The organism is Saccharopolyspora soli, assembly GCF_022678645.1.
GTDB classification, from domain to species: domain Bacteria; phylum Actinomycetota; class Actinomycetes; order Mycobacteriales; family Pseudonocardiaceae; genus Saccharopolyspora; species Saccharopolyspora soli.
On record NZ_JALBWV010000029.1, the window covers coordinates 46,928 to 69,113 of the forward strand.

The following is a 22,186-nucleotide window of genomic DNA, read 5'->3' on the forward strand; positions in this document are numbered from 1 at the left end:
TTCACGCGGTCACCTCCTGTCGGGCGTCGGCTGCGGCGAGACCGAGCATGGCGAGCAGTTGCCCGCAGTCGGCCGCGTCTCGGGCGCTGCTGGCGACATACAGCGCGATCTCGACCTGATCTTGCAGGCCGCCGAGGTGGCGCCGGTGTCGGTGGCGGTGTCCGTCGGGTCGGTCGACGAACGCCTGTGGCGGGCTGTCGAGCCGGGCGCGCCGTCGCCACGGCGACGGCTGGACGTGGTGCGGCGGTTCGCCGATGCCGGTATCGGCTGCTCGGTGCTGATGGCCCCGATCCTGCCTGGACTGAGCGACGCGCCGGAGCAGATCGACATGACGGTGCGGGAGTTGGCCCCCAGGCAGGCGCGGCTAACGTCACGCCGCTGCGGCTGCACCTGCGGCCCGGCGCGCGCGAGTGGTTCCGGGCCTGGTTGCAGCGTGGGCATCCCGAACTGGTGCCGAGTTACGCCAGGTTGTACCGGGAGGGCTCCTACCTGCCGAAGTCGTACCAGCGGGAGGTGCTCGCCCTGGTGGCCGACGCGAAGCGCCGCCACGGCATCGGATCGTCGCGGATGCCGGAGTTCCGCGACGTATCGGCCGGGGCCGCCCGGTCCGTTGCCGATGGGGAGGGGGTGCGCCAGCTCAGCTTGCTGTGACCCGGCCGGACCGGGGGTGTGGAATCCTGGTTCAGGAAATGCACATCATTTTCGATTGGGATAAGACAATGATAAGGAAAACGATTGCTGGTGACTATCGGAACGTGGCGGCTGGTTTCTGGAATGTAAAAGCGCTGGCGGCGTTGTTCGCAGTTCGGCGAGCGTTCAGAAGGCCATCGATTCCTGGTTACCTTGCGTGCTGCCCGCTCGACGTGCGCCCGGATCGGGCTAACTCGCATGGATTAGGCGTGACGGGGGTGGCCCGCCGCCAGGCACGCGGCTACGGCCGCTTTTCACCGCTCCCGCAGCGTGCACCGCCGCAGGCTCTTCGAGGGTGCCATGCGGGTACACGCCGCACGCCGAGCTGCCTCGGGGGAACAGCACCGACGTGGTGGACATGCCTGGATATCGCGGACCAGGGAGCCGAGAAGGCGGTTGCTTCCGCCTCGCAAGCCGATCCGCGCACCCGCTAGCGCGTCGTGGTGCGCGAGGATGTGCCGGAGCCCAGGTGTTCCTCGGGCTGCCACCGGACGCCGAAGACGCCCATGCCGAAGTCCAGCGCCACCGCGTGGGTGCGACCGAAACGGTCCACCGCCAGCGGCTTCGGCGGCTCGACTTCCTGCGTCCTGGAGTCGCCGACGTAGCTCTCGCACTTGGTCGGTGGGTGCGCGGGATCGAACTGCAACTCGACCACGTACTGCCGCACGGGCAGCCGGAAGAGTCGGCAGAAGCTGTGCTCGACCTCGTTCGGTCCGGTCGGCGGGTCGATGATCTCGTACTCCAGCAGCAGCGTCTCACCGCGCGCCAGCGCCCGGTCGAACAGCAGCTCCGCCACCACCAGGTCGCGGGCGTGGTCGGTGAGCACCTGGCCGAGTCGGCAGGACCGGATCGGGCGGATGATCGGCGGGGTCTCGCTGGACGAGGCGCCGTCGAACATGATCACCCAGCGGTCGACACCGTTGGTCTCGGCCCGGACCAGCTTGCGAGTGCGGATTTTGCGCAGCTCACCGCGCTGGTCGACGTGCACCACGTCGTGGTGGCTGAGCCGGGCGAGCTTGCTGTCATGGCTGGTGTCGATCTTGGTGAGCAGTTCGGCGGCCGACTCGTTCTCCGACCAGAGCGCGCTCAGCGGTGGCGCTTCGGCCGGGGCCTGTCGGGTGCGGCCGCGGGGGCGGGGCGGTCCCAGCAGGGCTGACAACGAGCTCTCCGGAACGCCCAGGACCTGCTCCAGCTGCTGCAGCGCGAGCAGCGAGTCGGGACGCTCCGGGCGTCGGCGACCGGACTGCCAGTAACTCAGCGCGGTGATGCTGACCGGGGTGCCGCGGGCGCGCAGCCGGTGCTGGATGCGTTCCAGGCTCAACCGGCTCGCGCGGATCGCGGTGCGCAGGGCGGCTTCGAACGGACCGGTCCGGAGCAGCTCGGAGAGTTCGGCCGACAATGCATTCGCTCCTTGCTGCGCGCTGCGGACGGCCTGGTGGGCGGCCGGGCGAGCCTCGGTTTTCGGGCCGGTCATCGTTACTCCTCGTGTCCGCCGAATTCCGACTTACGCTAATCAGTGCATCTATGTTGTGCAACGACCGAGTTCCGGTAGGTGCCTCCAACTAAAGGAGGAAGTGGGCTGAACTTATGGCTGGAATCAACTCCCGAGACACCGAAACAATGCCGCCTGCGTGATCGTCGATCGTGCTTGGAATCAGGTGAATTGTGGACCACCTGTGCCGAAATTGGTATCGACCATTTGGCGTCGCTCTGGCGAACGGGCTAACCAGGTGGGCATCCCCCTGGTCGGGTGCGTGATCGGAGGCGGTCGCACCCTGCGGTGGTGGCCGGAGGCGCGACACCTGCCCGCTGCGGCCCGCTGCCGGTTGGCTAGCCTTGACATCTCGTGTCCTGGCTGCTGAGCCTGCGTGTCCACCGGGCGTGCTGAGTTCGGCGGCGGCAACATCGTCACCAGCAAGCGCTGAACAGTGGAAGAAGGAGCTCAATACCCGTGATGCGCACGCACGAGGCCGGATCGCTTCGCGCCGGTCATGCCGGGCAGACCGTCACCCTCGCCGGGTGGGTGGCGCGCCGTCGCGATCACGGCGGGGTCATCTTCATCGATCTGCGCGACGCCTCGGGCGTCACCCAGGTCGTCTTCCGCGAGGGCGAGATGGCGGAGCGGGCGCACCGGCTGCGCGCGGAGTTCTGCGTCAAGGTGACCGGCGAGGTGATCCGCCGCCCGGCGGGCAACGAGAACCCGGAGATCGCCACCGGCGAGATCGAGGTGACCGCCACCGAGCTGGACGTGCTCTCCGAGGCCGCGCCGCTGCCGTTCCCGTTGGACGAGCACCTGGAGGTCGGCGAGGAAGTCCGGCTCAAGCACCGCTACCTGGACCTGCGACGCGCCGAACCGACCCGCGCCATGCGGATGCGCAGCGAGATCAACCGGACCGCCCGAGACGTGCTGCACGGCCGCGAATTCGTCGAGGTCGAGACCCCGACGATGACCCGTTCGACGCCCGAGGGCGCGCGGGACTTCCTGATCCCTGCCCGGCTGCAGCCCGGCAACTGGTACGCGCTGCCGCAGTCGCCGCAGCTGTTCAAGCAGTTGCTGATGGTCGGCGGTCTGGAGCGCTACTTCCAGATCGCCCGCTGCTACCGCGATGAAGACTTCCGCGCCGACCGGCAGCCGGAGTTCACCCAGCTCGACATCGAGATGAGCTTCGTCGAGCAGAACGACGTCATCGAGCTCGGCGAGGAGATCCTGGCCGCGCTGTGGACCAAGCTCGCCGATCACGAGATCCCGCGCCCGATTCCGCGGATGACCTACGCCGAGGCGATGGCCAGGTACGGCACGGACAAGCCGGACCTGCGCTGCGGGCTCGAACTGGTCGAGATGACGGAGTACTTCAAGGACACCCCGTTCCGGGTGTTCCAGGCGCCCTACGTCGGTGCGGTCGTGATGCCCGGTGGCGCCGACCAGCCCCGGCGGCAGCTCGACGCCTGGCAGGAGTGGGCCAAGCAGCGCGGCCACAAGGGCCTCGCGTACGTGCTCGTCGGGGCCGACGGCACGCTGTCCGGCCCGGTCGCGAAGAACCTGTCCGACAGCGAGCGCGACGGCCTGGCCAAGGCGGTGGGCGCGGCGCCGGGCGACTGCGTGTTCTTCGCCGCCGGTCCGCGCTCGGCGGCCCGCGGCCTGCTTGGCGCGGCCCGGTTGGAGATCGCCGAACGCGGCGGTCTGATCGACCACGACGCCTGGTCGTTCGTGTGGATCGTGGACGCCCCGATGTTCGAGCCGGTGGACGAGACCGACGACATCGCGGTCGGCACCGGCCGCTGGACCGCGGTGCACCACCCGTTCACCTCACCGAACGCCGACTGGATCGACAACTTCGACCAGGATCCCGAGAACGCGTTGGCCTGGGCGTACGACATCGTCTGCAACGGCAACGAGATCGGCGGCGGTTCGATTCGTATCCACCGCTCCGACATCCAGGAGCGGGTGTTCGAACTGCTCGGCATCTCGCACGAGCAGGCGCAGGACAAGTTCGGCTTCCTGCTGGAGGCGTTCAAGTTCGGCCCGCCACCGCACGGCGGCATCGCCTTCGGCTGGGACCGGATCTGCATGCTGCTCGCCGGTGCCGACTCGTTGCGCGACGTGATCGCCTTCCCCAAGAGCGGCGGCGGTTTCGACCCGCTGACCGGGGCGCCCTCGCCGATCACCATCGAGCAGCGCAAGGAAGCCGGGATCGACGCCAAACCGGCGGCGCAGGTCGGCGACCAGAGCATTTCGGTATTCCCACCTGGGGTGGTGGAGAAGCAGGGCTGACCGGGAGCGGGCCGCCAAGTGCTGCACCTGCGAGTGATCTGCCCGGCCGAGTACACCGATCGCGTGCTGGCCGGAGTCCAGGCACATCCGGGCGCGGCACACGTCGTGCTCGTGCGCGGTGGCGCGGTCGATCCGCCGGGTGATCTCGTCGAGGTCGACCTCGCGCGGGAGGCTGCCGACGAGGTGCTGGCCGCGATCGGTGCCTCCGAACTGGCCGAGGTCGGCGCGGTGACCATCACCGAGGCTGGCACCACGTTGTCGCACCGCGCCGAGCGTGCCGAGGAGGCGGCGCCTGGCGACGGTGACGACGCGGTGGTCTGGGACGAGCTGATCGCCCGCACCGGCGAGGAGTGTCGGCTCAGCGGCACGTTCCTGGCTTTCCTGTCCATCGCCTGCGTGCTCGCAGCTGTCGGGGTGGTGACCAACTCGCCGGTGACGATCGTCGGCGCGATGGTGGTCGGCCCTGAGTTCGGGCCGCTGGCGGCGTTGGCCGTCGGGCTGGTGTCCCGCCGCTGGCTGCTGGCGCAACGGGCCGCGGTGGCGCTCGGCGTCGGCTTCCCGGTGGCCATGTTGGTGACCGCGGCGGCCGCGCTGCTCGGCGAGTGGGGCGGCCTGATCGACCGGCTCGGCCTGCCGCCGGACAGCCAGGTGGCGTTCGTCTACCAGGTCGGCTGGTCGTCACTCATCGTGTCGTTATTGGCCGGTGCCGCCGGAATGCTGTCACTGACCTCAGCGAAATCGGCGGTGTTGGTCGGCGTGTTCATCTCGGTCACCACGGTGCCCGCCGCTGGCTACGCGATGGTCGCCGCGACGCTCGGCGACTGGGCGCAGTGCCTGAGTTCGGTGGCGCAGTTGCTGGTCAACCTGGTCGGCATCGTCGTTGCCGCCACCGGGGTTCTCGTGCTGCGCCGCAGGCGTGCGAGGGCGGGCGATCGAGTGCTGACGCGGGAGGAGCTGTGAGGTGCGGGGGGCTGCGGTTGCGCAATCTTCGCCGCCGTGCAACGCCACCGACGTCCGGTTCCGTCAGCGTCTAGGGGGTGTGTTCGCGCCGTGCTCGCCGGTGGTGGGAGCGGTGTATTCGGGCGAACACGCTGCGATTACGGGTGTTGACCGGTTGCGTGTCACTTGACCGGTCATGCCCTTTCGGGTTCATGTTGTGGGGGTAGTGTCTGGAGACGATGAGCGTGGAGATCACCACCGGCCCCCCGGAGGTTCGTGTTCCGGCCAGCACGGAGGCGAGCGACACCGTCGGGACCGCGGAAGCCGTGCTGAGCAAGCGGACCGGAGCCCCGGTCCGGCTTGCCGATGCTGAGGATCTTGGTGGCAGTGACCGCTCGGTCGTGATGCGGGTGCGGATCGCCGAATCGCCGTTCGAACTGCCCCGGACTGTCGTGGTCAAGCACTACGGCGAGTGCCCGGCGGAAGCCCGCTCCGATCCGTTCGCACACGAGGCGGCGAGTTGCCAGCTCACCACGGCGCTGTCGCCGGAGGCCCGGGTGGGCCCTGAACTCATCGCGCACGATGCCGCCGAGCGTCTGCTGGTGCTCGAAGACCTCGGGCGGGGTTCCACCCTCGCCGACGTGCTGTTCGCCGATGACCCGCGGGTCGCCGAGCGGGCGCTGCTGGCCTGGGCTCGGGCGCTGGGGCGGCTGCACAGCACAACCGCCGGTTGCGAAGCGGACTTCGACGCGCTGATGCGCCGCCTGGGCGCCAAGTCGTGGACCGATCCGGTCGCCGACGACATCGTCCGTTCGGTGTCGGAGTTGCCGGAGCTGCTGGCCCAGACCCTCGGGGTGGACACGCCGCCGCTCATGGTCGAGCGGCTGACCGGCGCCGCCGAACTCCTGGAGGCGAGCAAGTACCGGTCGTTCAGCCCGTCGGACATCTGCCCGGACAACAGCCTGGTGACCGGTAGTGGGGTGCGCTTCCTGGACTTCGAGTGGGGCTGCGTGCGCGATGTCGCGATGGACGCGGCGTACCTGCAGTACCCGTTCCCGTCGTCGTGGTGTTCCTACGCGCTGCCGGACAATCTCGCGCAGAGCATGTTGTCGACGTGGCGTTCGGAGATCGCCGAGGTCTGGCCGGAGCTGGACGACGACGAGGTGCTGATGCCCCGGCTGTTCAACGCCCAGTTGCTGTGGGTGTGGGTGTCCACGTGGTGGTTCCTGCCGCGCACCGGGGAAACTGACCGGCCGATCGACCTGCACATGCCCTCGCCGCGACGCAGCACGGCGCTGGTCGACCGCTGGCGGCATCTGCGCGCGGACGCCGAAGCGGCCGGGATGGCCGACATCGCCGAGTTCGCCAACGAGTTGGTCGACGCGCTGGTGGACCGCTTCGGCGCTGGTGCCCTGCATCTGTTGCCATATCCGGCTTTCCGAACCGCCTAGCGGGCCTGCGGAGCAGCGACGCGGGAAGCTGCTCGCGCCGCTTGTCTGGCGACCACCCTCGTCACGCCCGAGCCGCACGACCTTTGTTGCGTACCCGAGCTCGTTCCCATGGCGCGTGCGTGCCTGGGCGCGTTGCGGCGCTTGCCGATCGAGGTGTTCCCAGTAATTGCGTTGAAGGGCCGCGCCCGCTGTGCTTGTATCGGTATACGAATACTTGCAACAGTATGCAGCGGGAGGGTGTGCGGCGTGGTTTCCGTCGAGTTGGAGATCGAGCGGGCGGCGGTGGACACCTGGCCAGCCGAGACCGTGGAGCGCGTGGACGGTTGGCTGCTGCGGCACTGCGGGCTGATGAAGCGCAAGCGCTCGAACTCGGCACTGCCGCCCGAGGTCGTCGCGGATCCGGCTGCGGCTGTCGAACAGGTGGAGGGCTTCTACGCCGCCTGGGACATCGCGCCGATCGTGCAGGTCAGCCCGCTGGATCGGCATGCCGAGCTCGATGCGTTCCTCGCCGAGCGGGGCTATCGCGCGATCGCGCCGACGGATACCATGTTCGCCGACTGCGCGCGGGTGGCCTCCGCGGCTCCGACCGCTGCCTTTCAAGTCCGGTTTGAATCCGGCCCGCGACCGTCCTGGCTCGTCGCCGCCGAGGCGGTGGGCAGCACGCCGGAACCGAGCCTGGACCGGGTACCGCAGCCGGTTCGGTTCGCCATCGCCCTGCACCGCGGACTCCCGGTCGGTGTCGGGATGTTCGCCGTCTCGGCGGACTGGTGCGGCGTCTACGGCATGGCCACGCATCCCGACTGGAGACGGCGCGGCATCGCGAGCTCGATCCTGCGGGCGGGCGCCGGGTGGGCGTCGGAGGCCGGGGCCGCGCGGCTCTTCCTCCAGGTCGAGGCGAACAATCCCGGTGCGCGCCGGTGTTACGAAACGCTGGGTTTCGTGCCCTCGCACAGTTACCACTATCGGGTCCGCTAGGATTCGTTGTTTCGACTTCGTTGCCTGTGTGAACTCAGTTCAGGTTTCAAACTCCCACGATGAGGTAATCCTTGTCACAAATCCGACACATTGCGTAGTGAACATCGTTTACACACCGCAATGGCGGTTGCCTTGTCCACCCGGCATTCGGGTGAATTCGCAGCTCGAACCGGGTTGCATCAACAAATCTTCATTTGTTTCCGGGCAGCTTGCCCGGATCTGAGACTTGCGCTACCACCGCAGTTGTCGGATACCTTGAGTTCAGCGTTTCGCTACTTCTTCCCGCTACCGTCGATGTCGCCGGAAGGGGATCGGCTGCTCAATTCCAGGAGGCATTCGGTGCGGGGCAAGGCTTGGCAGATCACGAGGGCAGGGCTGTTCCTGCTCTTCGCGGTCGTGCTCGCCGTGCTCGGGCCGGTGCAGTCGGAGGCCGAGGCCAGCGCGCTGTCGCGCACCGGCGCTCCCGCGGAGTCCAATTCGGAGACCAAGGAGCGCCGGGACTGCGAGAAGCTGCGCGAACGGCTGCCTGGCATTGCGCTGCAGCGACGTTCCCAGGAGCGGCGCGACGGCCGCCGCGCGCTGCTGCCGCGAGAACTGCAGCGCGTCGCCGATATCGAAAGCCAGGCCGAGGTCGGCACGCTGCCGGATGCCGGGCCCACGCCGCACCACTGCTACGCGAAGCTCAGACATTCACCAGCCGGACTCCAGGTCATCCGCCGCTGATCGGCTCGCTCGCGACATTTTTCGCAAGCCAGCGACCAGGAGGCGAATCATGAGCTTCGAACATTTCGTGCGGCACGCACGACGACACCCGAGCACCCTTTCCGAGGCCCGCCGACAGCAGCTCGCGGCAGGCCAGAAACCGACCGCGCTGTTCATCGGTTGCTCCGATTCGCGGGTGATCCCGTCCCAGATCACCGGCGCCGAACCCGGAAAGCTGTTCGAACTGCGGACCGCGGGCAATGTCGTCCCGGAATATGCGCCGGACTCGGCGTCCAGTGAAATGGCCACCATCGAATACGCGGTGCTGCAGCTGCGCGTCCCGGAGATCATCGTCTGCGGGCACTCGTACTGCGGTGCCGTCACGGCATTGACGCTTGCCGGACGAGGCATGGAGGAACTGCCCGCACTGCGGACCTGGCTGGGCACTGACGGCCAGCCCAGCGTCGAGCCAGGCGACCCCAGCGTCAGCGCCGAGAGCAAGCGGCACATCCAGGCCCAGTTGCAGACGCTGCGCGAGTACCCGTTCATCCGGGATCGGCTCGCCACCGGTGAACTGCGGTTGCACGGCTGGTTCTACGAGATCGACACCGGTCTGACCTTCGCCTGCCCGCAAACCCCGGACGCGTCGGACTTCCTGCCGCTGTAAGTCCAGTTTCGCCAGGTCGACGCCCGCACCCCGAGGTGCGCGGCGCGATACCTGCTTCCCGGCATTCCGCTACTCGCCCTGGAGGGCATTGTGACTACGCAACTTGATCCGCCTCGGACGCGCCGAAAGCCCAGCGCGCCGACGTTCGGCGCCGACGTGGGGGCTTCGCTGGTGGTGTTCCTGGTGGCCGTGCCGCTGTGCGTCGGCGTGGCCGTCGCGTCCGGGGTGCCCGCCGAACTGGGCATCGTCACCGGCATCATCGGCGGGCTCGTGGTCGGCCTGCTGCCCGGCAGCACGATGCAGGTCAGCGGGCCAGCGGCGGGGCTGACGGTGTTGGTGGCCTCGGCCGTCGACCAGCACGGCCTGGCCGTGCTCGGCGTGATCGTGCTCGGCGCGGGGATCGTGCAGGTCTTGTTGGGCCTGAGCAAGCTCGGCACCTGGTTCCGGGCGATCTCGCCGTCGGTGGTGCAGGGCATGCTCGCCGGAATCGGGCTGGTGCTGATCCTCGGCCAGATCTACCCGGTGAGCGGGCTCGCGCAGCCCGAGTCCACCTGGGCGAAGTTCTCCGGGATCCCGGACCTGTTGATCACGATGACGACCACCCCGGAGGGCATCAGCGGGGTGGCGCTGGCCGTGCTGGCGCTGGTGATCATGGCCGCCTGGAAGTGGGCTCCGGCCCGGTTGCGGCTCGTGCCCGGTGCGCTGGTGGCCGTCGTCGCGACCAGCGTGGTGGCGGCGCTGCTCGCGCTGCCGGTGCAGAAGGTCGAGGTGGGCTCGCTGCTCGCGGCGCTGAACCTGCCGACCGCGGCGGCTTGGAGTTCGCTCGCCACGCCAGCCGTGCTGGGTTCGATTCTGACCTTCGCGCTGATCGCCTCGGCGGAAAGCCTGTTTAGCGCCGCCGCCGTGGACCGCATGCACGACGGCCCGAAGACCCAGTACAACAAGGAACTCGTCGCCCAGGGTGCGGGCAATGCGGTCTGCGGGTTGCTCGGGGCGTTGCCGATGACGGCGGTGATCGTGCGCAGCTCCGCCAACGTGCAAGCGGGTGCGAAGACCAAGCTTTCCCGCGTGCTGCACGGGTTCTGGCTGCTGCTGTTCGTGGTGCTGCTGCCGGGCGTGCTCGCTTTCATCCCGACTGCGGTGCTCGCCGCGCTGCTGATCCAGGCCGGTTGGAAGCTGTTGGAACTGCGGCAGGTCGTCGCGCTGGTGCGGGAGCACCGCTCGGAGGCGTTCGTGCTCGTGCTGACCGCGGGCACGATCGTGGCCACCGACCTGCTGATCGGCACCCTGACCGGGCTGGCGGTCGCCATCGTCAAGACCGCGGTCGAGGTGTCCCGGCTGTCGGTTCGGGCTGAGCACGGCGAGGACCACGTGTGGGTCAAGATGGGTGGCAACGCGACGTTCCTGCGACTGCCGAGGCTGCTGGACCACCTCGAACAGCTGCCGACGGCCAAGCACGTGCACCTGGACCTGACGATGGTCCGGCACCTCGATCGGGCCTGCCACCAGGCAGTCGAGCACTGGGCGGCGCAGCGCCGTCGCGGTGACTGCACAGTCGAGGTCGCGCTGCCCGCACGGGTGGGCTGACGCGTCGGGGGTGGCGGGTAGCGTCGTCGGCGTGAGTGAAGGGCTCTTCGACGAAGGGTTGTTCGGCGCCGACACCGAGGTTCGGGCGGGCGAGCGGTTGGCCGAGAACGCGCCGCTGGCGGTGCGGATGCGGCCCCGCTGCCTGGACGAGGTCGTCGGCCAGCAGCACCTGCTGGGCGCCGGGGCACCGCTGCGCCGCCTGGTCGAAGGCGCTGCCCCGGCATCGGTGCTGCTCTACGGCCCACCCGGTACTGGCAAGACGACCCTGGCCAACCTCGTCTCGCTGGCCACCGGCCGCCGGTTCGCGGCGCTGTCCGCGCTGTCGTCCGGGGTCAAGGAGGTGCGCGCCGTCATCGAGGAGGCGCGTCGCCGACTCGGCCGGTCCGGCGAGTCGACGGTGCTGTTCATCGACGAGGTCCACCGTTTCTCCAAGACCCAGCAGGACGCGCTGCTGGGCGCGGTCGAGGACCGCACCGTGCTGCTCGTGGCCGCTACCACGGAGAACCCGTTCTTCTCCGTGGTAGCGCCGCTGCTGTCGCGGTCGTTGGTGCTGCAACTGCGCAGCCTCGACGACGAGGACATCCGCACGCTGTTGCGCCGAGCGGTCAACGAGGAGCGCGGCTTGGGTGCGGCATTGCGCCTCGACGAAGCCGCCGAAGCACACCTGGTGTCGCTCGCCGGGGGTGACGCGCGGCGAGCGCTGACCGCGCTGGAAGCAGCGGCGGAATCGGCGAATTCGACCGGTGCGGACACGATCGACCTGGCGACCGTGGAGGCCACCGTGGATCGCGCCGCGGTGCTCTACGACCGGGGCGGTGACCAGCACTACGACGTGGTGAGCGCGTTCATCAAGTCCATCCGCGGGTCCGATGTGGACGCTGCGCTGCACTACCTGGCCCGGATGGTGGAGGCGGGGGAGGATCCGCGGTTCATCGCCCGTCGACTGGTGGTGCACGCCAGCGAGGACATCGGGATGGCCGATCCGACCGCGCTGCAAACCGCGGTGGCCGCCGCGCACGCGGTGCAGTTCATCGGAATGCCCGAGGGGCGGATCGCGCTGGCGCAGGCCACGATCCACCTCGCCACCGCCCCGAAATCGAACGCGGTGATCACTGCGATCGATGAGGCGTTGAGCGACGTGCGCGCCGGGAAGGGCGGCCCGGTGCCGCCGCACCTGCGCGATGGGCACTACGCCGGAGCGAGCAAGCTCGGCAACGCGCAGGGCTACGAGTACCCGCACAGCAAGCCCGAAGGCGTGCTCCCCCAGCAGTACCCGCCGAACGGGCTGGTGGGCCGCGACTACTACCAGCCGACCGGCCGAGGTGCCGAGCGCACGCTCAGCGACCGCGTCCCGAAGCTGCGCGGCATCATCCGCGGCGAGGACTGAGTCCGACGGCGCGGGTGGGCGAAGCCACCTGGTGATCTTGGGGTGCCGTGCCGGGTAGATTTCGCGGGGATTCGTCGCGAGGAGGTCGCTGGTGGTGGGCAAGCAGATCGTGGTCACCCGGTCGGTGCCGGAGTCGGCGCTGGACATGCTGCGGAAGGTCGGGGCGGTGCACGTCTGCCCGCAGGACCGACCGCTGACGGTCCCCGAACTGCACGAAGCGGTGCGCGGCGCGCACGGCGTGGTGACCATGCTGCACGACCGGATCGACGCCGACCTGATCACTGCGGCCGGACCGCAGTTGCAGGTGGTGGCAAATGTCGCGGTCGGCTACGACAACATCGACGTCCCGGCGGTGACCGAACGCGGCGTCACCGTCACCAATACCCCTGGCGTGCTGGTGGACGCGACCGCTGACCTCGCCCTCGGGCTGCTGCTGATGGTCACCCGGCGGTTGGGCGAGGGCGAACGGCTGCTGCGTGCCCGCCAGTCGTGGACTTTCCACCTCGGTTTCATGCTCGGCACCGGACTGCAGGGCAAGACGCTCGGCATCGTCGGGCTCGGTGCGATCGGCCAGGCCGTCGCCCGGCGGGCCCGCGCGTTCGGGATGGACATCGTCTACACCGGCCGTGGCCGCGCACCGGCGGAGGTGGAGGCGGAGTTGGAGGCCCGCTTCCTGCCCCAGCACGAGTTGCTGCGCACCGCGGACGTGGTGTCCCTGCACTGCCCGCTGACCGAGCAGACCCGCCACCTCATCGACGAATCAGCGCTCGCCGCGATGAAGTCCACCGCCGTGCTGGTCAACACCAGTCGGGGGCCGGTGGTCGACGAGCAGGCGCTGGCCAAGGCGCTGCGCGAAGGCCAGATCGGGGCCGCGGCGCTGGACGTCTTCGAGCGCGAGCCGGAGGTGGAACCGGCCCTGCTGGAGCTCGACAACGTGGTGGTAGCGCCGCACTTGGGCTCAGCGACCACCGAAACCCGCACCGCGATGGCCGAACTCGCCGCGCGCAACGTGGTCGCGGTCCTCACCGGCAACGAACCGGTCACCCCGGTACGGCCCTGAGCACGAGCACCGCTGACGATCTTGACCAGGCGAAACCGCCTTGCGGCGAGGGCGGGGCCGTCCGCGGTGCCCGCTGCCCCGCGCTGCTGCGACCGGGTGCGGGCGTCCTGCGGTGGCCCCGGTAACCTGACGCACGATCAACAGACCGGGGCTCGCGTCTCGGTGCTACGGACATGACGTGGACATACGGGAGGGCACGTGACGCCCACGCAGATCGCCGCGCTGATCGCCGCCGGAGCGTTCGTGTTGCTGGTCGTGCTGCTGGCGATCCCGCTGATCAAGCTCGGCCGCACGCTGGACGAGGCGACCATCGCGATCCGCAAGGCGCACGAGAACTCCGATCCGCTGTTCACCGGGGCGAACTCGACGATCACCCATGTCAATACCCAGCTGGAGCGGGTCGACGGCATCACCGCCAACGCCAAGACGATCAGCGGCAACGTCTCGGCGTTGTCCTCGCTGTTCACGGCTACACTGGGTGGTCCGTTGGTGAAGACGGCGGCGTTCTCCTACGGGGTCAGCAAGGCGCTGCGGGCCCGCCGGAAGCGGAAGCAGGAGCCTGCTGGTCGGCACTTCCGCCGCAAGGGCAAAGGGGGGCGCAAGTGAGGCGCCTGTTCTGGTTCGGTGCCGGAGTCGCGGCCGGAGTCGCGCTGGCGCGCAAGCTCAACGAGACTGCCCGGAAGGCGACCCCGAGCGGCATGGCCGAGCAGCTGGGCGGCGCGGTCCGGGAGCTCGCCGGTGCGGTCGGCTCGTTCGGTGCCGAGGTGCGCGCAGGCATGCAGGAACGGGAGCAGGAACTGCAGGACGTGGTGGACCGCGCCGACACCGTGCAGTTCCGCCGGATCGACGCGCCTGGCGACGCGGGCGCGGCCAACGGTCGACGAGCTCGTCGGGCGGGCCGCTGACGTCGGCGCATCGCGCCGCCAGCCGTTCGCCGATACCCGCAGCCGTGTCCGTTACCTGAACTCCCGAGGACTTACCGTGCAGACCCACGAGATCAACGATCGGTTCATCGAGCATTTCCGCAGCCGCGGGCACACCGTGGTACCCAGCGCTTCGCTCATCCTGGACGACCCGACCCTGCTGTTCGTCAACGCCGGAATGGTGCAGTTCAAGCCCTACTTCCTGGGTGAGGCCCCGGCGCCGTACCCGCGGGCCACCAGCATCCAGAAGTGCGTGCGCACCGGCGATATCGACGAGGTCGGCAAGACCACCCGGCACAACACGTTCTTCCAGATGGCGGGCAACTTCTCCTTCGGCGACTACTTCAAGGCGGGCGCCATCGAGCACGCCTGGGAACTGATCACCAGGTCGCAGGCCGACGGCGGCTACGGCCTCGACCCGGCGCGGTTGTGGGCCACCGTCTACGAGGGCGACGACGAAGCCGCCGGGCTGTGGCAGAAGATCACCGGCATGCCCGCCGAGCGGATCCAGGCCCGCGGCGCCAAGGACAACTACTGGGACATGGGCGTGCCCGGTCCCGGCGGTCCGAGCTCGGAGATCTACTACGACCGCGGTCCCGCGTACGGGCGCGAAGGCGGTCCGATCGCCGACGAGGACCGCTACATCGAGATCTGGAACCTGGTGTTCATGCAGGACATCCGGGGTGAGCTGCCGCCGAAGGAAGGGCACCCGCCGATCGGCGAGTTGCCCACCAAGAACATCGACACCGGCATGGGCGTCGAGCGGGTGGCATGCCTGCTGCAGGGCGTGGAGAACGTCTACGAAACGGACCTGGTCCGGCCGGTGATCGCCAAGGCCGAGGAGCTCTCCGGCCGCCGCTATGGCGCCAGTCACGACGATGACGTGCGGTTCCGCGTCATCGCCGACCACGCCCGCTCCGGCGTGATGCTGATCGGCGACGGTGTCACCCCCGGCAACGAGGCGCGCGGCTACGTGCTGCGGCGGCTGCTGCGCCGCATCATCCGCTCCACCCGACTGCTGGGCGTGCAGGAGCCGGTGCTCGGCGAGTTCAGCAAGGTCGTGCGGGACGCGATGGCACCGAGCTACCCCGAGTTGGTCGCCGAGTTCGACCGGATCGACTCGGTGATGCGCAACGAGGAGGACGCCTTCCGGGCCACGCTGACCGCAGGTTCGAAGATCTTCGACATGGCGGTGGCCGACACCAAGCAGGCCGGTGGCAAGCAGCTCGCCGGGGACAAGGCGTTCCAGCTGCACGACACCTACGGCTTCCCGATCGACCTGACCCTGGAGATGGCCGCCGAGCAGGGCCTGACCGTGGACGAGCAGGGCTTCCGGAACCTGATGTCCGAGCAGCGCCGCCGGGCCAAGGAGGACGCCAAGGCGCGCAAGAGCGGGCACGGCGACCTGTCGACCTACCGGACGCTGCTGGACCAGCACGGCACCACCGAGTTCCTCGGCTACACCGATCTGCAGTCGCACAGCCGGGTGCTGGGCCTGCTGGTGGACGGTCAGCCGGTGAAGTCCGCCGCGGCGGGCACCGATGTCGAGCTGGTGCTGGACCGCACCCCGTTCTACGCCGAGGGCGGCGGCCAGATCGCCGACACCGGTCGGCTGGTCGGCCCCGGAGTGGCCGTCGAGGTGCACGACGTGCAGCGCGCGGTGCCGGGTCTGTTCGTGCACCGCGCCAAGGTGGTCGAAGGCGAACTCGGCGTGGACACCACGCTGGAGGCCGCTGTGGACGTGGCGCGTCGGCACGCCATCGAGCGCTCGCACTCCGCGACGCACCTCGTGCACGCGGCGGTGCGCGGCGCCTACGGCAAACGGGCCGCGCAGGCCGGTTCGCTGAACTCGCCCGGCCGGATGCGCTTCGACTTCACCGTCCCGACTTCGGTGTCCCCGGAGGTGCTCACCGGGGTCGAGGAAGAGGTCAACGACTACCTGCAGACCGACGTCGAGGTGCGGGACTTCGTCACGACGATGGACCGGGCCATGGAGCTCGGCGCGGTGGCGCTGTTCGGCGAGAAGTACGGCGACCGGGTCCGAGTCGTGGAGATGGGCGACTACTCCCGCGAGCTGTGCGGTGGCACCCACGTGCCGAGCATCGCCCGCCTCGGGGTGGTCAAGCTGGTCGCCGACTCCTCGGTGGGCGCTGGCGTGCACCGCGTCGAAGCGCTGGTCGGCATGGACGCGATGCGCCACATCAGCAAGGAGCACCTGTTGGTCAGCCAGCTCGCCGAGCAGTTCAAGGTGCCCGCCGAGGAGCTGCCGGAGCGCATCCAGGGCGTCGTGTCCCGGCTGCGCAGCGCCGAGAAGGAGTTGCAGCAGCTGCGCATCGCCCAGGTCTTGCGATCCGCTGGCCAACTCGCCGACAAGGGCATGGACGTGCACGGCGTGACGCTGGTTGCCGAGCAGGTGCCGGACGGTGTGGACGGCAACGCGCTGCGCGCGCTGGCCGGTGAGATCCGGGGTCGGATCGGTTCCCGGCCCGCCGTGGTGGCGCTGTTCTCCGCGGACGAGCAGAAGGTCAGCTTCGTCGTCGGCGTCAACGACGCGGCGCAGGACAAGGGCATCGCGGCGGGCAAGCTGGTGCCCGGCTTCGCCAGCGAGGTCAGCGGTCGTGGCGGCGGCAAGCCGGACATGGCGCAGGGCGGCGGTTCGAACCCGGCGGGCATCACGGCGGCGATCGAAGCGCTGCGCGTGACGCTGGACCAGGTGGTGGCGAACGGGTGAACGAGCACCGGCAGGCGGACCCCGGACCGGGACGTCGACTCGGCGTTGACGTCGGTGCGGTCCGGGTCGGTGTCGCGCTCAGCGACCCCGCCCCGATGCTGGCGACCCCGCTGATCACCTTGCAGCGGGACGCCGTCGGAGGTCACGACCTCGGTCAGCTGGCCGAGCTCGTGGCCGAACACGAGGTGGTGGAAGTCGTGGTCGGCCTGCCCAAGACGCTGGCGGGTCGGCACGGAACTGCAGCGGAAACGGCGCAGGCGTACGGGGCGGCGCTCGCGGAACGGATCGCACCGGTGCCGGTGCGGTTCGCCGACGAGCGGCTGACCACCGTGACGGCCAGCCGGATGCTGTCGCAACGCGGCGTGCGGGGGAAGAAGCAGCGCGCCGTGGTGGATCAGGCGGCAGCGGTGGAGATTCTGCAGGCATGGTTGGACGGCCGGGGGCAGACGACACGAGAGGAACTTTCGTGACCGACGATCTCGGACTGTTCGCGGACGAGCCCGGTGAGCGACGGCGGCGCGCCCCAGATCCGGAACGGTTCCGCCGCCGCAAACGACGTCGAATAGTGACCGCGGTGGCGGGCCTGTTCGTGCTGCTGCTGGTCGGTTCCGGGGTGCTCTACGGGGCCAGCCAGATCATGCAGATCGGCAGCTACGACGACTACGAAGGCGAGGGCGCTGGCGACGTCGTCATCGAGGTCAAATCCGGCGACACGGTCAGCGCCATCGGTCGCACCCTCGCCGACCGGGACGTGGTCGCCAGCACCAAGGCGTTCACCAAGGCCGCCGAGGACAACCGGCAGATCAACAGCATCCAGCCGGGCTACTACCTGATGCGCAACAAGATGTCCGGCGAAGCGGCCGTGGCGCACATCCTGTCCATGGACGCGAAGGTCGGCCGGGTGGACATCCGGGGCGGCATGCGGCTGGAGGACCAGCTGGCGCCCGACGGCGGGCACACCCCCGGCATCCTGCGGCGCCTCGCCGAGGCGACCTGCGCCGGGGCCAACGCCAAGTGCACCACGCCGGAGGAGATGCACCGGGTCGCCGAGACGGCCGACCTGGCTTCGCTGGGCGTGCCGGAGTGGGCCATCGCGGACGCCTCCAGGGCCGAACCCAAGCGGCGGCTGGAAGGGCTGATCATGCCCGGCCTCTACGACGTGAAGCCGGGTGAGAGCGCGGAGAACGTGCTGCGCGACGTGGTCACCCGGTCCGCGGCGGCATTGGAGGTCGCCGGGCTGCCGCAGGCCGCCGAGGGCACCCGCTTCAGCCCGTACCAGCTGCTCACCATCGCATCGCTGGTGCAGAGCGAAGGCATCACCAAGGACTTCCCGCAGGTGTCGCGGGTGATCCAGAACCGCCTGGCGCCGCCCGCCATGCACCTCGGGCTGGACTCCACGATCAACTACCCGCTGGACAAGCCGACCCTGCTGACCAGGCCGGAAGACCGGGACCGGCCGGGCCCGTACAACACCTACCAGAACTACGGCCTGCCACCGACGCCGATCTCGGCGATCAGCAAGGAAGCGGTCGCCGCTGCGGAGAAGCCCGCCGAGGGCAATTGGCGGTACTTCGTGAAGTGCTACCCGGACGGCACCTCCTGCTTCGCCGACACCCAGGAACAGCACGATGCCTACATCGCCGAGGCACGGGCACGTGGCGCGTTCTGAGCCACGCCGGGCAGCAGTGCTCGGTTCGCCGATCGAGCACTCGCTGTCCCCGGTGCTGCACGGCGCCGCCTATGCCGCGCTCGGTCTGCACGACTGGACCTACGAGCGGGTGGAGGCCGACGCGGACCGGCTGGTCGAGTTCGTCGCCGGGCTCGGCCCGGAGTGGGTCGGGCTGTCGGTGACCATGCCCGGCAAGCGGGCGGCGCTGCGGGTCGCGAGCGAGGCCAGCGAGCGGGCCGTGGCCGTCGGCGTGGCGAACACGCTGGTGCACCAAGCAGATGGGAGTTGGCGCGCGGACAGCACCGACGTCGACGGAGTCGTCGGTGCGCTGCGTTGTGCTGGCGGGTTCACCACCGGCCACAGTGGACTGATCTTGGGAGCGGGCGGCACCGCCGCCGCGACCCTGGCGGCATTCGCGGAGCTCGGGATCGGCGAAGCGACGCTCGCGGTGCGCGAGCCCGCGCGAGCGCGCGACGCGGCGGAGACCGCGGAGCGCGTCGGAGTGCGGGTGCGCGTCGAGCGGCTGGACCGCGTGTCGCTCGCGGACGCCGCGGCAGCGGCGGACGTCGTGGTGTCGACGCTGCCAGCGGGAGCGCTGGACGCGCGAGCGGCTGAGCTTGCGAAGGCCGCGTGCGTGCTGGACGTGGTCTACCACCCGTGGCCGACGCCGCTGGCCACCGCGGTCACCGCGACCGGTGGGCGGATCGCCACCGGTCTGGACATGCTGCTGCACCAGGCGTTCGGCCAGGTGGAGCAGTTCACCGGGCGGACCGCGCCCCGCGAAGCCATGCGCGAGGCCCTCGCCGCCGCCACCGGCGGCGAAGTCCCGCTCCCGCTCTGACACCGGCACTGGTGCGGCGAGGTGAAGGGCGCCTCTTGCCAAGTAACTGGGTAAAAGGTGCCCTTCACCTCTCACCTGAACGGCGCGCGCTCGGTGAACTCATACGAACGGCCCCCCGGGAAGAGGGGCCGTTCAGTCGGGGGATGGTTTCAGTTGTTGTCGAGGTCGGAGGCGACCAGTTCGGCCATGTGCTCCAGCGCGGCTTCGGCGCCTTCGCCCTCGGCGGCGAGCACCACCTCGTCACCGTAGGCCGCACCCAGGGTCATCAGGCCGAGGATGCTGCCCGCCTCCACCGGATCCGTGTCGTCCTTGCGGATGGTGATCGGGACGGACTGCGCTGCGGCGGCCTTGGCCACGAGTGCCGCTGGCCGCGCATGCAGCCCCACTTTGCTAGCCACGGTTACCCGTCGCTCCAGCATGGCTCTCCGTTCGTCGGGGGAATCGGGAACGAACGCCGGGGATCAGCTCTTCTCGGGGTCCGGCGTGGCGTCCCCACCGGCATTATCCGCAGCCACCGCGCCCGTGTCGTTGTCGTCCTCCTCACGGCCCGGAGTGCGCAGCTGCCACTTGGTGATCACGAAGCGGAACGCGAAGTAGTAGATGACCGCGTAGACCAGACCGATCGGGATCAGCCACAGCGAGTTCTGCGAGATGCCGAAGTTCAGCAGGTAGTCGATGGCGCCCGCGGAGAACCCGAACCCGGTGTGGATGTCCAGCGCGTTGACCAGCGCCAGCGAGGTGCCGGTGAGCACCGCGTGGATCAGCAGCAGCGGCCAGGCCACGAAGATGAACGAGAACTCCAGCGGCTCGGTGATGCCGGTGAGGAACGAGGTGAGCGCCACCGAGATCATCACGCCGCCGACGATCTTGCGCTGCGACGGCTTCGCGCACTGCCAGATCGCCAGCGCCGCGGCGGGCAGGGCGAACATGAAGATCGGGAAGAAGCCGGTCATGAAGGTGCCCGCGGTCGGGTCACCAGCGAAGAACCGCGCGATGTCGCCCTTCTCACCGTGGTAGTCGCCGAAGAGGAACCACACCACGTTGTTCGGGATGTGGTGCAGTCCGAACGGCAGCAGCAGCCGGTTGATCACGCCGTAGATGCCGCCGCCGAGAACGGCGTTCTGGGTCACCGCGTCGCTGAAGGCGGTCAGCACGGCGTCGAAGATCGGGAACAGCAGACCGAGCACGACCCCGGCGATCACCATGGCGAACGCGGTGATGATCGGCACGAATCGGCGCCCGCCGAAGAAGCCCAGGTAGTCGGGCAGTTTGATGCGGTGGTACCGCTGCCACAGCCAGGCCGCGGTCAACCCGGCGACGATGCCGCCGAGCACGCCGTACGGGCCCTTGTTGAGGGACGTGTCCGCCTCGGTGCCGGTGATCTCCCACAGCACCCCGGACAGCACCAGGTAGCCGACGGCCGCGGCCAGCGCCGTCGAGCCGTCGGCCTTCTTGGCGAAGCCGATCGCGACGCCGATTGCGAACAGAATCGGCAGGTTGTCGAACAGCGCGTTACCGGCCGCGCCGATCACCCCGGCCACCGGCTGCAACCAGGGCAAGGCCCGCCCGAGTCCCTCCTCGCCGAGCAGGTCGGGCTGGCCGAGTCGGGCCAGCAGCGCGGCGGCGGGCAGAACGGCGATCGGCAGCATCAGGCTCCGGCCCAGCCGTTGCAGCAGGGCGAAACCCTTCCTGTTGCCGCGTGCCGTGGTGGTGCTGGCACTCATCGGATACCTCCTGTGTCGTGGACACCGAGTGGTCTGGTGGTCGGCCCCGGTCAGGTGGGCCGCATGGACGGGCGGTTGTGACCGGAGCCGCTGGGATCGCGGTCCAGTTGCATGGTTACCTGGTACAGGTCGCCGCGATACCAGGAAGTCATGTCTTCGACCGGTTGGCCCTGGGCCGTGGCGATCCGGCGGAACACCAGGACGGGGCTGCCGGTGCGCACCCCGAGCAACCGCGCGGTCTCGGCGTCGGCGCCTTCGGCCAGCACGGTCTGCGTACCACTTTCCAGCTGCACGTCGTAGCGGCGGGCCAGCAGTGTGTACAGCGAGGCGGTCAGGTCGTGGTCGAGCAGCCGCGGCAGCATCCCGGAGTGGTACCAGCCGCGCTCCACCGCCATCGGCGCTCCGTCGGCCTTGCGCAGCCGGTACAGCCAGTACGCGCGCTGGTCGGGGTCGATGCCCAGCGCTTCGGCGGTGCGGGGCGGTGGGATCGCCTCGGCGGCTTCGAGCACCTCTGTTTCTGGGCGCATGCCGCGGCGGCGCATGTCCTCGGTGAACGAGGCGAGGTGCAGTTGGGAGTCCACCCGCGGCCGGGTGGTGAAGGTGCCCTTGCCGCGGACCCGCACCAGCAGGCCCTCGGCGACGAGCTGTCCGACCGCCTCGCGGACGGTCAGCCGGGACACCCCGTAGCGCAGGGCGAGGTCGCGTTCGGAGGGCACCGGCGATCCTGGCAGCAGCTCCGAATTCGCCAGCCCGCGCAGGATTTCCCGCAGTTGGGCGTGCTTGGGCATCGGACCGTCGCGCAGCACCTCAGCGCGCTGACCGCGGTCCGCGGTTCGCCGTGCCGCCACCACTGCCTCCAACGGTCTTGCAGAACACCACGTCTGGTGCCTTGTGGACTACCGGCACCAGGTCGAACATGAGCGGATCGGATCGTGGTTTCATCCGGTGCTGTTCACCGGCGTCACCCTGTTGGTACTGTCCGGTCTAAACCAGTCGGTTGCGAACAATGCGCCGTCATGCGATCGGGTGTCAAGACGGCCCGGATTTCGTTGCCGCATCGACACCGAG

The 22,186-nt window shown here is 69.4% G+C and carries 20 protein-coding genes; 16 read left to right on the forward strand and 4 right to left on the reverse strand.

Features of this window, described 5'->3' with window-relative positions:
* Window positions 1-186: 186 nt before the first annotated feature.
* Window positions 187-651 (forward strand): radical SAM family protein, encoded by a 465-nt coding sequence (locus MOQ72_RS22215; protein WP_242186468.1) that lies wholly within the window; start codon window positions 187-189, stop codon window positions 649-651.
* A 469-nt stretch (window positions 652-1,120) separates the two neighbouring features.
* On the opposite strand, the gene MOQ72_RS22220 is transcribed toward MOQ72_RS22215, so the two are convergent.
* Window positions 1,121-2,164 carry a hypothetical protein gene (locus MOQ72_RS22220; RefSeq protein WP_242186469.1) on the reverse strand — a complete coding sequence of 348 codons (1,044 nt, stop codon included), beginning with the start codon at window positions 2,162-2,164 and terminating at the stop codon, window positions 1,121-1,123.
* Between the two features lie 477 nt (window positions 2,165-2,641).
* Between MOQ72_RS22220 and aspS the strand changes: the two genes are divergently transcribed.
* From aspS to MOQ72_RS22295, 15 genes are all read left to right on the forward strand, one after another.
* A complete protein-coding gene (gene aspS, locus MOQ72_RS22225; RefSeq protein ID WP_242186471.1) occupies window positions 2,642-4,462 on the forward strand; it encodes an aspartate--tRNA ligase in 1,821 nt (606 codons plus the stop codon).
* An 18-nt stretch (window positions 4,463-4,480) separates the two neighbouring features.
* Window positions 4,481-5,422 carry a DUF389 domain-containing protein gene (locus MOQ72_RS22230; protein WP_242186473.1) on the forward strand — a complete coding sequence of 314 codons (942 nt, stop codon included), beginning with the start codon at window positions 4,481-4,483 and terminating at the stop codon, window positions 5,420-5,422.
* Between the two features lie 218 nt (window positions 5,423-5,640).
* Entirely contained in the window at window positions 5,641-6,852 is a 1,212-nt protein-coding gene (locus MOQ72_RS22235; RefSeq protein ID WP_242186475.1) for a phosphotransferase family protein, read from the forward strand.
* A 246-nt stretch (window positions 6,853-7,098) separates the two neighbouring features.
* A complete protein-coding gene (locus tag MOQ72_RS22240; protein WP_242186477.1) occupies window positions 7,099-7,827 on the forward strand; it encodes a GNAT family N-acetyltransferase in 729 nt (242 codons plus the stop codon).
* A gap of 339 nt (window positions 7,828-8,166) precedes the next feature.
* Window positions 8,167-8,550 (forward strand): hypothetical protein, encoded by a 384-nt coding sequence (locus MOQ72_RS22245; RefSeq protein ID WP_242186480.1) that lies wholly within the window; start codon window positions 8,167-8,169, stop codon window positions 8,548-8,550.
* A 49-nt stretch (window positions 8,551-8,599) separates the two neighbouring features.
* The gene (locus MOQ72_RS22250; protein WP_242186482.1) at window positions 8,600-9,196 is read left to right on the forward strand and encodes a carbonic anhydrase; all 597 of its coding nucleotides are present in this window, start codon (window positions 8,600-8,602) and stop codon (window positions 9,194-9,196) included.
* A gap of 90 nt (window positions 9,197-9,286) precedes the next feature.
* Window positions 9,287-10,783: a SulP family inorganic anion transporter gene (locus tag MOQ72_RS22255; RefSeq protein WP_242186484.1), complete on the forward strand. Its 1,497-nt coding sequence runs from the start codon at window positions 9,287-9,289 to the stop codon at window positions 10,781-10,783.
* 31 nt (window positions 10,784-10,814) lie between these two features.
* On the forward strand, window positions 10,815-12,170 hold the full coding sequence (locus MOQ72_RS22260; protein WP_242186486.1) for a replication-associated recombination protein A: 1,356 nt from the start codon (window positions 10,815-10,817) through the stop codon (window positions 12,168-12,170).
* A 94-nt stretch (window positions 12,171-12,264) separates the two neighbouring features.
* Entirely contained in the window at window positions 12,265-13,230 is a 966-nt protein-coding gene (locus MOQ72_RS22265) for a 2-hydroxyacid dehydrogenase (protein ID WP_242186974.1), read from the forward strand.
* A 198-nt stretch (window positions 13,231-13,428) separates the two neighbouring features.
* Entirely contained in the window at window positions 13,429-13,836 is a 408-nt protein-coding gene (locus tag MOQ72_RS22270; RefSeq protein WP_093345703.1) for a DUF948 domain-containing protein, read from the forward strand.
* Entirely contained in the window at window positions 13,833-14,135 is a 303-nt protein-coding gene (locus MOQ72_RS22275) for a hypothetical protein (RefSeq protein WP_242186488.1), read from the forward strand. Before MOQ72_RS22270 ends, MOQ72_RS22275 begins: the two co-directional genes overlap by 4 nt.
* 76 nt (window positions 14,136-14,211) lie before the next feature.
* Entirely contained in the window at window positions 14,212-16,884 is a 2,673-nt protein-coding gene (gene alaS / locus MOQ72_RS22280; RefSeq protein ID WP_242186491.1) for an alanine--tRNA ligase, read from the forward strand.
* Window positions 16,881-17,354, forward strand: coding sequence for a Holliday junction resolvase RuvX (ruvX, locus tag MOQ72_RS22285; protein ID WP_242186511.1), 474 nt, complete (start codon window positions 16,881-16,883; stop codon window positions 17,352-17,354). Before alaS ends, ruvX begins: the two co-directional genes overlap by 4 nt.
* A complete protein-coding gene (locus tag MOQ72_RS22290; RefSeq protein WP_242186528.1) occupies window positions 17,351-18,553 on the forward strand; it encodes an endolytic transglycosylase MltG in 1,203 nt (400 codons plus the stop codon). The genes ruvX and MOQ72_RS22290 overlap by 4 nt, the downstream gene beginning before the upstream one ends.
* A complete protein-coding gene (locus MOQ72_RS22295; RefSeq protein WP_242186533.1) occupies window positions 18,540-19,394 on the forward strand; it encodes a shikimate dehydrogenase in 855 nt (284 codons plus the stop codon). Before MOQ72_RS22290 ends, MOQ72_RS22295 begins: the two co-directional genes overlap by 14 nt.
* A 149-nt stretch (window positions 19,395-19,543) precedes the next feature.
* On the opposite strand, the gene MOQ72_RS22300 is transcribed toward MOQ72_RS22295, so the two are convergent.
* From MOQ72_RS22300 to MOQ72_RS22310, 3 genes are read right to left on the reverse strand one after another with little or no spacing between them, the layout of a single operon-like run.
* Entirely contained in the window at window positions 19,544-19,813 is a 270-nt protein-coding gene (locus tag MOQ72_RS22300) for an HPr family phosphocarrier protein (protein ID WP_242186535.1), read from the reverse strand.
* Between the two features lie 42 nt (window positions 19,814-19,855).
* Window positions 19,856-21,118 carry a PTS transporter subunit EIIC gene (locus tag MOQ72_RS22305; RefSeq protein WP_242186574.1) on the reverse strand — a complete coding sequence of 421 codons (1,263 nt, stop codon included), beginning with the start codon at window positions 21,116-21,118 and terminating at the stop codon, window positions 19,856-19,858.
* A gap of 50 nt (window positions 21,119-21,168) precedes the next feature.
* On the reverse strand, window positions 21,169-21,906 hold the full coding sequence (locus MOQ72_RS22310) for a GntR family transcriptional regulator (RefSeq protein WP_242186976.1): 738 nt from the start codon (window positions 21,904-21,906) through the stop codon (window positions 21,169-21,171).
* Window positions 21,907-22,186: the final 280 nt, after the last annotated feature.